The following is a 14,991-nucleotide window of genomic DNA, read 5'->3' on the forward strand; positions in this document are numbered from 1 at the left end:
TCAGATATTAGAAAGAATAGCATTCGGCATCATCGGGAACGAGAACGCGATCGGTCATTTCCGAAGCAATCAGAAAAGCTCGAAGGTCTGTTCGGGACAGCATGGCATGATTGACGGTCTCCATGTGACTGGCGATGATCGTCGCGTCAGACGTCGCTTTATAAACCGACGCCACGTCTTCCTTATTCATGATGATCGACCCGAGGCCAATCACCTGCGCGTCGCCAGCGTTCAGAATCACGACATCCGGCTTATAGGTCCGCAGCGCACCCGCGACATGGTCGTTCCAGACGGTGTCGCCCGCCAAGTACAGCGACTTTTCCGCAGGATGGGTAAACACGATCCCGCACACCTCGCCCAGCAGGTCGCCAATGGCTTCCATCACCTGATCGCTACCATGCTGGCCTGACGTCTTCGTCAACGTGATGCCATCCAGCGTCAATGTGTCTTCGAGGATGGAAACATTGATGAATCCGGCCGATTTGACCTCCACCGCGTCTGCGGCGTGCTGGACGATGATCGGCATGTCCTTGGGAATTGCTGCTTTCGCTGCGTCGTCCCAATGATCAAGGTGAGTATGCGTAATAAGCACGCAGTCCACATCGATGATTTCTTCCAGCGGAAGCTTGAGATCGACGAGGGGGTTGAGAAGATGATCGTTCGGCGTATGCGGGAATGCCGGAAAAGTCCCCTTTTCGGACAGCATCGGGTCCACCAGGAAGCGCTTCCCGCCAAACTCGATCTTTACCGTTGCGCTGCGTATCTGTTGGAATTTCATGGCTGGCCTTTCGTGCATCGTCTGGAGGCGGGCTGAAGAGCCCGAATCATCATCTTGGGTGCATTATAGACCGAACGGTCCAGAATTAAAAAGAAAAACTACGCCCTATTTCGATCAAGATAGAAGGAAGTGAGACGAGTGCGCCATCAAGGGTGGCTCGATTTTCCAAGGATGAAAAACCGGATCGAGCCAGATGCCCCCTTAACGCGCTGATCTGAACAGTTCGGGACGAGGGCACCGGATTTGGGGCCAGAAGGACCACCGGGGGTCCGGTAAGGCCGATGGATCAAACATCGTCCGCCATAAGCGATACTGGAACCTCATACCCCCAATCCTGATATTTTCGCGCTATGACGGTCCGAAGGAGCGCCAGTTCCGGTGATCGATCGCCCGGGCGGTGACTCATGATGATGGGCGATGTCGCTGGCTCTACAAGCTCTCTGAAAGCGACATCATGGCTTCTGGCTCGTCGGACCGAATCGGGGATTATCGCCATACCTTCCTCTGCGGCGACCAATCCGATCGCAATCTGGAGTTCCCGCGCTTCATGCACGATCCTGGGTTCGATCGCGTGGTCGCGAAACAGCGAGATGACCTGATCGGCATAGCTTGGCCTGGGCGATCGCGGATATATGATCTGCGGCTCTTCAGCGATGTCCTGTAAGGAAATCGGCGCATCGCCGTGTGCGAGCGGATGGCTCAGGGGGAAAGCGGCGATCATCTTTTCGTGTCGCAGGATCACGCGGCGCGTTGCAGGGTTTTCGAACCGAATGCGACCAAAGCCGACATCGATCCGTCCGTCCTGAAGAGCAGCGATCTGGTCAAGCGTGGTGCTTTCCACCAACACCAGGTCTATGTTGGGCGCTTCCTTGCGAAATTCACGGATAAGTTCGGGCAATCGGGCATATATGGTGGACGCGACGAAGCCGATGACGAACCTTCTTCGCTCGCTGAGTGTCGCCACTTTCATCATCGCTTCAAGATCCTCAATGCGAGCGAGGATCTGGAGCGCTTGCACATAAAGCAAATGGCCTACCGAGGTCAGTTCCAGTGGCCGTTTGGAGCGATCAATAAGCGGGGCGCCTAGCTGGGCTTCGAGTTGCTGGATCGCGCGCGACAGGGGCGGCTGGGCGACATGGAGCCGGTTCGCCGCACGATTGAAATTGCGCTCATCGGCGACGGCTACAAAATAGCGAAGAAGGCGAAGATCCACTCAAACATACCTCTCAGGTATCAACATATTACCACAATGGTCTTTGAGGAGCATCAGATAACCAACTAGGCTCTCCTGAAGAATAAGCATTATGGAGAGCCGCGACAATGGCCATGCTTGGTAGCGCCGATACCTTCATCGTCGATGTGCCGACGATCCGCCCGCACGTTCTTGCCATGGCGACCATGCATTCGCAGGCGATGGTGATCGTGCGCCTGACTGACCGTGACGGTATCGAAGGCGTGGGCGAAGGCGCCACGATCGGCGGCCTCAGTTATGGCCAGGAAAGTCCCGAGAGCATCAAGTCCGCGATCGACACATACATCGTTCCCGTCCTCGAAACCTGCGATATTGCGCGGGTTGGCGCGACCATGGCCAAGGTCGCCCGATGCGTTCGCGGCAATCATTTCGCCAAATGTGCGGTGGAAACCGCCCTTTTGGATATGGCCGGCAAGCGCCTGGGCATCCCGGTTTCCGAGTTGATCGGCGGAGGGCGGGTACGCGATACTCTTCCCGTCGCATGGACACTGGCAAGCGGCGATACCGAACGCGACATCGCCGAAGGCGAGAAGATGCTCGATCTTGCGCGCCATCGCATCTTTAAGCTGAAGATCGGCAAGAGAGACGTTCGAGACGACGTCGCTCATGTCGGCGCGATCTGCAAAGCCCTGGGAAGCCGCGCCAGCGTGCGTGTCGATGTCAACCAGAACTGGTCCGAGGCGCAGGCCAAGCTCGGCATGGCGATGCTGCACGATGTCGGCTGCGACCTTGTTGAACAGCCTATCGCCGGAGATGACCTGGCTGCGATGGCCCGCCTGACCACGGCGCAGGCGGCTCCGCTGATGGCGGATGAAGCGCTCCACGGCCCACGCTCCGCATTGCGTATCGCGTCGGCGGGGGCCGCTGGAGTTTTTGCGCTCAAGATCGCGCAGTCAGGCGGCCTGTTCGCCGCAGCCGAAGTTGCAGCGATCGGCACTGCGGCAGGCATTGGTCTTTACGGCGGTACGATGCTGGAAGGTGGCGTCGGGACGATCGCCTCTGCCCATGTCTTTGCGACCGTGCCGGAACTCGCCTGGGGCACCGAATTGTTTGGACCGCTGCTACAGGTCGAGGAAATCCTCAGCCAGCCGCTCGGCTATGCCGACTTTTCGCTGGCTGTGCCGACGGGGCCTGGTCTGGGCATCGCGCTCGACGACGACAAGGTCGCTTTCTTCCGGCGTGACCGGACCGCCCCCCTTCTTCACGCTGTCAGCACAGGAGCATAAGCCATGCTGTTCATGGTCGAAATGGACGTCAACATTCCGCTGGATTTTGATGAGCAGGCGGCAGCGAAGATCAAGGCCGCCGAAAAGGCGTATTTTCAGCAACTCCAGAAGGCAGGAACCTGGCGGCATATCTGGCGCAAGATCGGCCTGTATTCGAACGTCTCCATCTTCGACGTCGAGAGCAATGCCGCGCTGCACGACACGTTGATGGCACTGCCGCTCTACCCTTTCATGACCATGAAAATAACGGCGCTGTGTCGCCATCCTTCGTCCATCCATGACGATGATCGCTGATCGCTACCTGAACGAAAACAAATCCCTGGGAGAGAATATATGGACGTCAGCTTCGTAAAGACCCCCGAAATCCAGCAACTGCTTGATCGCGCCGCCGGCGTGAACGAAAGCGGTGGCAACCCGCGCCTCAAGGCGATCATGCGTGACCTCACCGAATCCGTGATGAACGTGATCGTCCGGCAGGACATCTCGGAAAGCGAATTCTGGCTGGCCATCAAATATCTCTCGGAAAGCGCGGGAGAAATCGGCTTGATCGTTCCGGGTACCGGGCTGGAACATTTCCTCGACCTGTATATGGATGCCAAGGACGTTGAGGCAGGCCGCAGCGGCGGTACCCCCCGGACCATCGAAGGCCCCCTTTATGTCGAGGGCGCGCCCATCGTTGACGGTGATGGCAGCGTCAATCTGACATCCGATCCGGATGATGGCGCCCAGATATTGCACATGACCGGCGCCGTGACCGGCCCTGAAGGGGAAGCGGTAGCGAACGCGATCGTCCATGTATGGCATGCCGATTCGAAGGGGTGGTATTCACATTTCGACCCGACGCGCGAGCAGACCCCGTTCAACAACCGTCGTCGCATCAAGCTCGGCGCTGACGGGCGTTATGCGTTCCATTCGAAGCAGCCCAGCGGCTATTCGGTGCCGCCGGGCGGGGCGACCGATAAATTGATGCAGGCGCTCGGCCGTCACGGCAATCGTCCCGCGCACGTCCATTTCTTCATCGAGGCGCCCGGCTATCGCACGCTGACGACACAGATCAACTTTGGCGATGATCCCTTTGCGGCGGATGACTTCGCATTTGGCACGCGCGAAGGCTTGCTGCCGGTGCCAAGCCGTCAGGGTGACAGCGCCTATATCCAGTTCGACTTCCAGCTACAGCGCGCGGCAGACGCTTCGGACGAGGGTTTTACTACCCGCAGCCGTGCCGCAGCGGAAGCTGCGGTCGAGACCGAGAGCGCCTGAACCACAGCCTTAAGGAACGGGAGACAGGACTCATGTACGAAAACCTCATGCACCGGATCTCGACCGCTGTGGTCGACGATCCACAAACCGGGGACTTCCGCTGCCGCCGGGACGTATTCACCGATGTTGAATTGTTTGAACTGGAGATGAAGTACATCTTCGAAAGCAACTGGGTCTATCTTGCCCATGAGAGCCAGTTGCCCAGCAAGAACGACTATCTCACGGCCTGGATCGGGCGTACGCCGGTGATCCTCAATCGGGCCAAGGACGGTGGCCTTAACGGCGTCGTCAACGCCTGCGCGCATCGCGGCGCCAAGCTGTGCCGGCGCAAGCGCGGAAATCAACCGCTCTTCGTCTGTCCGTTCCACGGCTGGAGTTTCAAGACCGACGGCAAGCTGCTGCGCGCCAAGGACGCCAGCACCGGGGCGTATCCCGACAGCTTCGACCATGAAGGTTCGCACGACCTCACCCGCGTGCGGATCGAAAGCTATCGCGGCTTCGTGTTCGGGTCGCTGAACCACGACGTATTGCCGCTGGCGGATCATCTTGGCGAGGCGAAAGTCATCATTGACCAGATGGTCGATCAGGCGCCCGATGGTCTGGAAGTGCTCGTCGGCAATTCCACCTATACCTTCGATGGTAACTGGAAAATGCAGATGGAGAATGGCTGCGACGGCTATCATGTCAGCTCCGTTCACGAAAACTACCAGTCCACCATGGGCCGTCGCGCCGAAGGCGGGACCAAGGCGGTGGACGCCAATGGCTGGTCCAAGGCCCCCGCGAGCGGCGTTTACGGTTTCGAACATGGTCATATCCTGCTCTGGACGCAGTTGCTCAATCCTGAGGTGCGTCCGATCTGGAGCCACAAGGGCCAGCTTGAGGATCGTCTTGGCGAAGATCGGGCCAGGTTTATACTGGAGCAGACCCGTAATCTGGCGGTCTATCCCAATGTATTTCTGATGGACCAGTTCTCGACCCAGATCCGTGTCGTGCGGCCGATCGACGTGCATACCACCGAAGTCACCATCTATTGCTATGCCCCCAAGGGCGAGAGCGCCGGGGATCGCGCCCACCGCATCCGCCAATATGAGGATTTCTTCAACGTCACCGGCATGGGTACGCCCGACGACCTGGAGGAATTTCGCTCCTGCCAGTCGGCTTACGAAGGTGCGGGCGAGCTTTGGAACGACCTCAGCCGTGGCGCAACCAGATGGATCGACGGGCCAGATGCCAATGCCAAGGCGATGGGGATGAACCCGCTGCTTTCCAGCGAGCGCAGCGAGGACGAGGGCCTGTTCGTTCGCCAGCACGAATTCTGGGCGCAGATCATGCTGGCGGGCATCGCCAAGGAAGCCGAGGCGGCGGCCGCGAAGATGGAGGCAGCGGAATGAGTACGCTCGATATGACCAGGGATGCTTTGTCCTATGGCGACATCTGTGCCTTCCTCTACCGTGAAGCACGGTTGCTGGATGACAGGGAGTTCGACGCGTGGCTCGAATGTTATGCGGACAGCGCCGAATACTGGATGCCGGCATGGACCGACGACGATGAACTGAGCACCGACCCGCAGACTGAGATATCGCTGATCTACTATGGCAACCGCCGGGGCCTGGAGGATCGGGTGTACCGTCTGAAAACGGAACGTTCGTCCGCCAGCACGCCCGAAGCCCGTACTGCGCATTTCATCGGCAATGTCGAGATATTGGAACGCCGGGGGAGAGCGGTGGACCTGCGGTATAACTGGCACACGCTCAGCCATCGTTACCAGCAGACGGCGCAGTTCTTCGGGACGACGTTCCTGACGCTCGACACGGCTGGCAATGATCCAAAGATCCTGAAGAAGAAGATCGTTCTGAAGGACGATTATATTCATCAGGTCATCGATGTGTACCACGTGTGAGGAAATGGCGATGATTTTCCCCGGACGTTTCGCTGGCAAGGTGATGATGATAACCGGCGCTGCCCAAGGTATCGGGGCGGGCGTCGCCACCCGCGCTGCTGCCGAAGGCGCACAGGTGATGCTCGTCGACCGCGCCGATTTCGTGACCGATGTAGAACAGGCCATCGTCGCTGCGGGTGGCAAGGCCGTTTCGATCTGTTGCGATCTTGAGACTTATGCAGGCGCAGCCGAGGCGACGACCGCGGCGATCGTGGCGTTCGGGCGGATCGACATCCTCATCAACAATGTCGGCGGGGCGATCCGCATGCGGCCTTATGCCGAGTTCGAACCAGCGCAGATCGACGCGGAAATTCGTCGGTCGCTCATGCCGACGCTCTATTGCTGCCATGCGGTTCTGCCGACGATGCTGGCGCAGGGCGCGGGTACGATCGTCAACCTGTCGTCGAACGCGACGCGGGGCATCCGCCGGGTGCCATATTCCGCGGCGAAGGGCGGGATCAACGGACTGACTCAGGCTCTGGCGATGGAATATGCGGAAAGTGGCATCCGCGTCGTCGCCACGGCGCCCGGTGGCACTTCGGCACCCCCGCGCCGGGTAGCCCGCAATGTGGAGGGCGACACCGCGCAAGAGCAGGCATGGATGGCCGAGGCCATCGCGCAGGTCACCTCATCCGCCTTCATGAAGCGCTACGGAACGCTTGATGAACAAATCGCGCCGATCCTGTTCCTGGCCTCCGACGAGGCGAGCTACGTGACTGGCTCGACGCTGCCAGTCGCGGGCGGCGACCTTGGTTAAGGAGACATCGTATGTCCAAGATTTATGATAGCCCAAGGGTCGCACTGGAAGGTTTGTTATTCGATGGCATGACTATCATGTCTGGCGGGTTTGGCCTCTCTGGCAATCCCGAGAGTCTGATCCCTGAAGTCCGCGCCGCTGGCGTGAGAGACTTGACGGTCATCTCGAACAATGCCGGTGCCGACGGTTTCGGCCTGTGGATGCTGCTGGAAAGCCGCCAGATCAGGAAGATGATTTCGTCCTATGTGGGCGAGAACAAGCTGTTCGAAAGCCAGTATCTGTCGGGCGAACTGGAACTTGAACTCAACCCGCAAGGTACGTTGGCGGAGCGTATTCGCGCAGGCGGCGCGGGGATTCCGGCCTTCTACACCAAGACGGGGGTCGGCACCGTGGTTGCCGAAGGCAAGCCGGTCGAGATGTTCGAGGGCGAGGAATATGTGCGCGAAACCTGGCTGCGCGCCGACTTGTCGATCATAAAGGCATGGCGTGCCGATCCTGAGGGCAATCTGATGTTCCGCAAGACAGCGCGCAACTTCAACCCGAACATGGCGACGGCCGGCAAGGTCACCGTGGTCGAAGTCGAAGAGATCGTTCCGGAAGGCACATTTGATCCTGACTGCATCCATACTCCCGGCATCTACGTCGACCGCGTGATACTCTCCACCGTCAACGAAAAGCGCATCGAGAAACGGACCGTGCGCACCAGAGAGTCTGAAAAGCTGGAGACCGTATAATGGCCTGGACTCGCGAAGACATGGCCGCGCGTGCCGGCAGGGAACTGCGCGATGGCTATTATGTGAATTTGGGGATCGGCATCCCGACCCTTGTGGCAAACCATGTTCCCCAAGGTATCAAGGTGACGCTTCAGTCGGAAAACGGCATGCTTGGCATTGGCCCTTTTCCCTATGATGAGGACGTCGATCCGGATCTCATCAATGCGGGCAAGCAGACGATCACCGCGTTGCCGACCTCCAGCTTTTTCTCCAGCGCAGACAGCTTCGCGATGATCCGTGGCGGCCATATCGATATGGCGGTGCTCGGCGCGATGGAGGTTTCGGCCAATGGCGATCTCGCCAACTGGACGATCCCCGGCAAAATGGTCAAGGGCATGGGCGGGGCGATGGACCTCGTCGCGGGCGTGAAGAAGGTTATCGTGGTCATGGATCACGTATCGAAGCAGGGCGAACCCAAAATCCTGCCCGAATGTACCCTGCCGCTCACGGGCAAGCGTGTGGTCGACCTCATTATCACTGATCTGGCCGTCATTGCCGTGGATCGCAAGTCGGGCGGCCTCACGCTTGTCGAACTGGCAAGCGATGTCACCCAGGCCGAGGTTCTGGCCAAGACAGGCGCTCCGCTGACCCTTTCCGACCGTGCGCTGGCCACGACATAATTTACAGGAACGATGACGTGCCGAAAATGATAGTTGTCGAACGATCGGGAAAAGAAGTCTCTATCGACGCACGCGATGGCGTGACCGTCATGGAAGCCATTCGGGATTCCGGCGTGGACGAATTACTCGCGCTCTGCGGCGGTTGCTGCTCATGCGCGACCTGTCACATCATCGTCGATACAGATTGGCTGGCACATGTAGGCCCAGCGTCGGGCGACGAGGACGATCTGCTGGATTCCTCCGATCATCGCACGGCGGGTTCACGCCTGTCCTGTCAAATTCCCCTGACCGCCAGCCTCGACGGCCTGTGCGTTACCATCGCACCGGAGGATTGAGCCATGCCTGTCGTAAAGGTTCCTCATGCCAGCCTCTACTGGAAGCTTGACGGCCGCGATGATGCGCCTGCTCTGATACTGCTCAATTCCATTGGCACCGACATGGGCCTTTGGGATGCGGCGCTGCCCTATCTGCGCGAACATTTTGCCCTGTTGCGGATCGACACGCGCGGCCATGGCGCTTCCACGGCGGAGCCGGGCGACTACACGCTACAATTGCTGGCAGAGGATGTTCTGGCGGCGGCCGATGCGGCGGGGCTATCGCATTTCTCTTTGGCGGGGGTTTCGCTGGGCGGGATGATCGGCATGGAACTGGCGTTGAACAGCCCGGATCGACTGCATAAGCTGGCACTTATATGCACATCGGCGACCATGGACCCCGCATCATGGAATGATCGTATCGCCAAGGTCCGTACCGAAGGGATGGCCGCCATCGCTGACCTTGCGATGGGCAGGTTTCTCTCTGAAGCCTTCCTGGCCGGGAACCCTGCCGTCTATGAGACTGTGCGCCGCAATTTCATCAGCATGGACGCCGAAGCCTATGCCGGCTGCGGCGCAGCGATCCGCGACATGGACCTTTCCAACCGCATCTCCCGCATTGCGTGTCCAACGCTCGTCGTCACCGGATCGCGCGATAGCTCGACGCCCTATGAGGGCCATGGCGACTATCTGGTCGCGCAAATTCCCGGTGCATCCCATTGCCCATTGGGGGCCGCACACCTCGCTCCGCTCGAAGCGCCCGCGGCGCTGGCCGGGCTGCTCGTCTCTTTCCTCGAAGGCTGATTTGATGACGCAAGCCTATATCTGCGATGCCGTCCGCACCCCGATCGGCAAGTTGAATGGCAGCCTGTCCGGCATCCGCGCCGACGATCTCGCCGCGCTGCCGCTGCGTGCGCTTGTGGAGCGTAATCCAGGCGTGGACTGGGCTGCGCTCGACGACGTGATCCTTGGCTGCGCCAATCAGGCGGGCGAGGACAACCGCAATGTTGCGCGCATGGCGACGCTGCTGGCGGGGTTGCCCGAAGGCGTGCCGGGCGTCACCGTGAACCGTCTGTGCAGTTCCGGTCTTAATGCCCTGGGCATAGCGGCACAGGCTATCCGCAGCGGTGATGCGGATTTCCTTATCGCGGGCGGAGCCGAGAGCATGACTCGCGCGCCCTATGTGCTGGGTAAAGCGGGCAGCGCCTTTGGCCGCGACCAGAAGATCGAGGACACGACGCTGGGCTGGCGCTTCATCAACCCGGCGATGAAGGCGGCCTATGGCGTCGACACCATGCCGCAGACCGGCGAAAATGTTGCAGCGCAATGGCAGGTGAGCCGCGAGGAGCAGGATCGCTTTGCCCTTGCCAGCCAGGAGAAGGCGGCGCGCGCGCAGGCCAGCGGTCGCCTTGCTGCCGAGATTGTCCCGGTGTCGATCCTTCAGCGCAGGGGCGACCCGATCCTATTCGAGCATGACGAACATCTGCGTCCGACAAGCCTGGAGGCGCTGGCACGGCTTAAGCCGGTTGTGATGCCGGACGGCACCGTGACGGCGGGTAATGCTTCGGGCCTTAACGATGGCGCGGCGGCGATCCTGGTGGCGTCGGAGAAAGCGGCGACAAAGCATGGACTGACCCCGCGCGCCCGCGTAATCGGGATGGCGGCGGCGGGCATAGCGCCGCGCATCATGGGCGCCGGCCCGATTGAGGCCGCGCGCAAGCTGCTTGCCCGTAACGGATTGGGTGTCGATGCGCTTGACGTTATCGAACTTAACGAGGCCTTCGCCAGTCAGGCCATCGCCACTCTGCGCGATCTGGATATCGACCCCTTCGATCCGCGAGTGAACCCGAATGGTGGCGCAATCGCACTGGGTCATCCGCTTGGCATGTCCGGCGCCCGTATCGCCCTTTCGGCTGCCGAGGAACTACACTGTGTCGGCGGGCGCTACGCTCTGGTTTTCATGTGTATCGGCGTCGGCCAGGGTCTCGCCTTGTTGATGGAACGCGTGTGATGGCTTTTGTGGTCCAGACCACAATAGTCTTGGGTCAACCAAGGGAGAGGGCAGATAATATATGCTGAGAAAGAGATCGGTAAAATACGCATGCGATCATTTTGCCAGCATGTGTTCGCTGCACGATCGCAATATTCAAAAATCTGCCGATCATAAAATCGTACAATCAGAAAACTAAAGGGGAATAATGATGAATAGTTTCAGAGATTCGGTGACGACAATGGTTGTGCTCTTCATGGCGGGGGCTTCCCCTGCTGCTATGGCCCAATCAGAAAATGCCAGTTCGGACTTGCAGAATCAGGATCAGGGTTCACCGGATATTGTTGTGACCGCACAGAAACGGAGCGAACGTCTTCAGGATGTGCCAGTTTCTGTGTCCGCTCTCGCTGGCGATGCCATCATGAAGCAGCGGATCACCCAAGTGGACGATATCGTAACCAAGATTCCAAACCTGCAACTGACCGCAGCGGTAGGTGAAGGAACACCGATCTTTTCACTGCGCGGCGTGTCCATGTCCGATTTCAGCCTCAATCAATCCGGGGCGGTGGCGACCTATTATGACGAAGTCTATAAAGGCAATTTCGCATTTCTTGGCGTAGCGCTCTATGATCTTGAACGGGTCGAAGTATTGCGCGGTCCCCAGGGTACGCTTTACGGCAAGAATACGACTGGCGGCGCTATAAATCTTATCAGCCGTAAGCCGGTATTCAAAACCGAAGGCTATTTAAGCGCAGGCTATGGCAATTTTAACCGGCATGAAATCAGCGGCGCCATCAACACGCCCTTGACGAGCACACTCGCAGCGCGCGTCGCATTCACATTCGCGCGCGCAGATGGCTGGTTCAAAAATCAATTGCCCGGCCAACCCGATCTTCAGGGTGTCCGTGAATATGGTATCAAGGGATCGCTGCTGTGGGAGCCGTCTGCGGGCGTGTCATTCCTTCTTCGCGCGTCGACGAGTTTGCAAAATCCCTATAATTATGGGGTCTACGCGGTGCCTGGTGCCAATGGCGTAGGAAATGGGGTGTATGAGTCTTTTGGTCAGGGAAGCAGCTATTTCCGCACAGGCCTCAAGCGCAGAGAAATTGAATCCAACGAAACGCCACGCAGGCGAGCACGTACCTATGCTGTTTCGCTCACATCGAACATTGATGTCGGCAACGACTTGTCGATAACGTCGGTTACTTCCTATGATAAGGGTACCCTGAATGTCGGCGAGGATAACGATGGCGGCCCCGTACGGACGCTGGAAATTTCCTATGGTGATCGTGCGCAACAGATCACGCAGGATCTTCGCCTGACAAGTGATTGGAAGGGGGCGTTCAATTTCATTCTGGGCGCATATTACAACCGGGAGAAGGTGTTCAATACATCGACACTGGGATCGTATCGCGATCTGGATGTGAACGGCGACGGCGCACTCAATGCACAGGATTGCGCCGATGGTCTGCCACTGGCCTGCAATGTTACGAACCGTTTCGACCAGCTCAAGCATAGCTATGCGCTTTACAGCGATGCCAGGCTCGAATTTGGCGCCGGTTTCACGTTGCGCGGCGGCCTTCGCTTTACACATGACGATGGTAGGCAGAGCGGGCTGCAGTCCGACGCCTTTGGTGTGGATGGCACTTTCGTCGCTTCGCTCATCCCATCGAGCAACCGTTCGTTCAAAACGGACAATGTCTCGGGTAAGATCGGGGTTGACTACAAGCCTTCGCGATCGGTTCTCCTATATGGCAATTACAGTCGCGGCTACCGCGCCCGCAGCTTCAATGCTCAGGCCTTTTTTGATGTTTCCGAAGTCACTATAGCCAAACCTGAAACCATCGACTCTTTTGAGGCAGGCGCGAAAACCCAGTTTTTCGACAAGCGTGTCACGTTGAATGGTGCAGGCTTTTACTATGGCTATAAAAATCAGCAGTTCATTAATGTAAATCCGCAGACGAGCGCCCAAACACTGGGTAATTTGGAAAAATCGCGCGTCTACGGTGCTGAGCTTGAACTGACGGTGCGCGCTAATGACATGGTCGACCTGCATGCCGGTTTGGGCTTGCTCAGCACGCGTATTAAAAAGGGGACACTGAGCGGCGTTGATCTGAAGGGCAACAATTTGTCCAACGCGCCATCGACAAACATGTCGGCGGGATTGGATTTCAAGGCCTTTGATGATGGTTCAAGTCGTCTCAGTTTTCACCCCGGTATCAGCTATGTATCCAGCCAGTATTTTGAGGTGCTCAACATTTCGCGGCTCAAGCAAAGCGGTTATGCCCTCATCGATGGTCATATCGATTTCGAGCGTGGTCCGTTTACGGCATCCATCTGGGGGAAAAATCTGACGAATAAATTCTATGCCACGGCCCGTATCGATGTGAGCGGCTTTGGCTTCGATTATAATCATCTGGGTACGCCAAGAACTTACGGCGTATCGATGAATTATAAATTCTGATCGTAAAGGAAGCGCCGGTTTGCAATCCTGCCGGCGCTTCCACTTTCAATCAGATTTCTTGAGTGATGGAACTCGCAAAGATGTATCCATCATGGAAATTTAGCCGCGCGACGGCCAATGGAAGAGGATCCTATGCAAGACGCCCTAGAGCTACCTTTGAACGGACCGTGGATCGCAGCACCCGGCAATGGCACTGACATGGTGAATCCCGCCAGCGGAGCGGTCTTGCTGTCGGTGAATTTTGGCGATGCAAAGGATATACGGGATGCAGCGCGGCGGGCCAGAAAGGCCCAGATTAGCTGGTTCTCATTGCCCTTTGATGCGCGCGCGACTGTGCTGCGCAAAGCGGCCGATCTTATGGAAAGCAATGCCGACTTCTATATCGGATGGCTGATGCGAGAGACCGGGTCGGCTGGAGGCAAGGCCGGGTTTGAAGTGTCGATCGTCGTAAAGGCGTTGCGAGAAGCGGCTGCGATGCCATCGCAACCAGCTGGCCTTGTCTTGCCAAGTGACCATGGGCGTCTCAGTTTCTGCCGTAGAATGCCGTTGGGTGTCATAGGCGTTATTTCACCCTTTAATTTCCCCATGTATCTGGGATTACGGGCGGTCGCCCCGGCGCTTGCCGTCGGCAACGCGGTCGTACTGAAGCCAGATCCGCGAACAACCATCAGCGGCGGATTGCTTATGCAGCAGCTTTTTACGGCTGCCGGACTTCCTGAAGATGTTTTGACGGTGGTTCCAGGCGGTGGCGAGGCGGGAGAAGCCCTCTGCATCGACCCAAATATCGCCATGATCCAGTTTACAGGTTCGACCGCAGTCGGTCGGAAAATTGGCGCGCTGGCCGGTGGCCATCTCAAGAAACTGTCTTTGGAACTGGGCGGCAAGAATTCGCTGATCATTCTGGATGACGCCGATCTGGATATTGCAGCTTCGAATATTGCCTGGGGAAGCTATCTCCATCAGGGACAGATCTGCATGGCGAGCGGAAGAATATTGGTTCAGGAATCGATCTACGACGCTCTGGTCGAAAAACTGGTGGCGAAAGCCAATGCTCTGCCGATGGGCGATGCCGCAGGCGGGCAGGGCGCTCTTGGTCCTTTGATCAATCAGGCGCAGGTCGATCGCGCGCTTGCGATCATTGGGGACACGGTTGCGGCAGGTGCTTCGCTTAAAGCGGGCGGCACAGCGGACGGGTTGTTTCTGGCCCCGACCGTTTTGGTCGATGTTACGCCTGCCATGCGTGCGTTTAAGGATGAGATGTTCGCACCCGTCGCCCTGTTGACGCCTTTCAAAAATGATGAGGACGCGATCGGGTTGGCGAATGATACCGAATATGGTTTGTCCGCAGGTGTCATTTCAAGTTCGGTTGGTCGCGCCATGGCACTGGGCGCCAAATTAAACACCGGCCTCTTGCACATCAATGATCAGACAGTAGCCGACGATGTGGTCAACCCCTTTGGTGGCAGGGGGCAATCTGGTAATGGTACCAGCATAGGCGGTCCAGCCAATTGGGATGAATTCTCACAATGGCAATGGGTAACTATCCGTGGCGCTGCACCCGCTTATCCTTTCTGAAGGCGACGTCATCTGTCGATGATCTTTGGTCTAATCCCACTGA

The 14,991-nt window shown here is 58.1% G+C and carries 15 protein-coding genes; 13 read left to right on the forward strand and 2 right to left on the reverse strand.

All coding sequences use genetic code 11. From position 1 onward, the window contains the following. Positions 1-7 precede the first annotated feature (7 nt). Complete coding sequence (locus LQ220_RS14595) at positions 8-778, reverse strand: MBL fold metallo-hydrolase (protein WP_230188931.1); 771 nt, start codon at positions 776-778, stop codon at positions 8-10. A gap of 286 nt (positions 779-1,064) precedes the next feature. Then, a complete protein-coding gene (locus LQ220_RS14600) occupies positions 1,065-1,991 on the reverse strand; it encodes a LysR family transcriptional regulator (protein WP_230188932.1) in 927 nt (308 codons plus the stop codon). Positions 1,992-2,098: 107 nt separating this feature from the next. Here LQ220_RS14600 and LQ220_RS14605 point away from each other — a divergent pair, with 107 nt between their 5' ends. The 13 genes from LQ220_RS14605 to LQ220_RS14665 all read left to right on the forward strand — a co-directional run bounded on the left by LQ220_RS14605 (position 2,099) and on the right by LQ220_RS14665 (position 14,948). Further along, a complete protein-coding gene (locus LQ220_RS14605; RefSeq protein WP_230188933.1) occupies positions 2,099-3,256 on the forward strand; it encodes a muconate/chloromuconate family cycloisomerase in 1,158 nt (385 codons plus the stop codon). A 3-nt stretch (positions 3,257-3,259) separates the two neighbouring features. Next, positions 3,260-3,550, forward strand: a complete 291-nt coding sequence (gene catC, locus LQ220_RS14610; protein ID WP_230188934.1) for a muconolactone Delta-isomerase — start codon at positions 3,260-3,262, stop codon at positions 3,548-3,550. Between the two features lie 39 nt (positions 3,551-3,589). Beyond that, positions 3,590-4,516: a dioxygenase gene (locus LQ220_RS14615; protein ID WP_230188935.1), complete on the forward strand. Its 927-nt coding sequence runs from the start codon at positions 3,590-3,592 to the stop codon at positions 4,514-4,516. A gap of 32 nt (positions 4,517-4,548) precedes the next feature. Next, positions 4,549-5,907 (forward strand): Rieske 2Fe-2S domain-containing protein, encoded by a 1,359-nt coding sequence (locus LQ220_RS14620; RefSeq protein ID WP_230188936.1) that lies wholly within the window; start codon positions 4,549-4,551, stop codon positions 5,905-5,907. Beyond that, positions 5,904-6,416, forward strand: a complete 513-nt coding sequence (gene benB / locus LQ220_RS14625; protein ID WP_230188937.1) for a benzoate 1,2-dioxygenase small subunit — start codon at positions 5,904-5,906, stop codon at positions 6,414-6,416. Before LQ220_RS14620 ends, benB begins: the two co-directional genes overlap by 4 nt. Before the next feature lie 10 nt (positions 6,417-6,426). Beyond that, on the forward strand, positions 6,427-7,212 hold the full coding sequence (gene benD, locus LQ220_RS14630) for a benzoate diol dehydrogenase BenD (protein WP_130754927.1): 786 nt from the start codon (positions 6,427-6,429) through the stop codon (positions 7,210-7,212). Positions 7,213-7,223: 11 nt separating this feature from the next. Continuing rightward, positions 7,224-7,946 (forward strand): CoA transferase subunit A, encoded by a 723-nt coding sequence (locus LQ220_RS14635; protein WP_230188938.1) that lies wholly within the window; start codon positions 7,224-7,226, stop codon positions 7,944-7,946. Next, positions 7,946-8,605 (forward strand): 3-oxoacid CoA-transferase subunit B, encoded by a 660-nt coding sequence (locus LQ220_RS14640; protein ID WP_230188939.1) that lies wholly within the window; start codon positions 7,946-7,948, stop codon positions 8,603-8,605. The genes LQ220_RS14635 and LQ220_RS14640 overlap by 1 nt, the downstream gene beginning before the upstream one ends. 17 nt (positions 8,606-8,622) lie before the next feature. Next, entirely contained in the window at positions 8,623-8,940 is a 318-nt protein-coding gene (locus LQ220_RS14645) for a 2Fe-2S iron-sulfur cluster-binding protein (RefSeq protein WP_230188940.1), read from the forward strand. Positions 8,941-8,943: 3 nt separating this feature from the next. Continuing rightward, complete coding sequence (gene pcaD, locus LQ220_RS14650; protein ID WP_230188941.1) at positions 8,944-9,723, forward strand: 3-oxoadipate enol-lactonase; 780 nt, start codon at positions 8,944-8,946, stop codon at positions 9,721-9,723. Positions 9,724-9,727: 4 nt separating this feature from the next. After that, positions 9,728-10,930, forward strand: a complete 1,203-nt coding sequence (gene pcaF, locus LQ220_RS14655) for a 3-oxoadipyl-CoA thiolase (RefSeq protein ID WP_230188942.1) — start codon at positions 9,728-9,730, stop codon at positions 10,928-10,930. A gap of 187 nt (positions 10,931-11,117) precedes the next feature. Then, positions 11,118-13,373, forward strand: a complete 2,256-nt coding sequence (locus LQ220_RS14660) for a TonB-dependent receptor (protein ID WP_230188943.1) — start codon at positions 11,118-11,120, stop codon at positions 13,371-13,373. Between the two features lie 132 nt (positions 13,374-13,505). After that, a complete protein-coding gene (locus LQ220_RS14665) occupies positions 13,506-14,948 on the forward strand; it encodes a benzaldehyde dehydrogenase (RefSeq protein WP_230188944.1) in 1,443 nt (480 codons plus the stop codon). The last annotated feature ends 43 nt before the right edge of the window (positions 14,949-14,991 follow it).

It is taken from the genome of Sphingobium sp. CECT 9361 (assembly GCF_918741285.1).
In the GTDB taxonomy this organism is placed as follows: domain Bacteria; phylum Pseudomonadota; class Alphaproteobacteria; order Sphingomonadales; family Sphingomonadaceae; genus Sphingobium.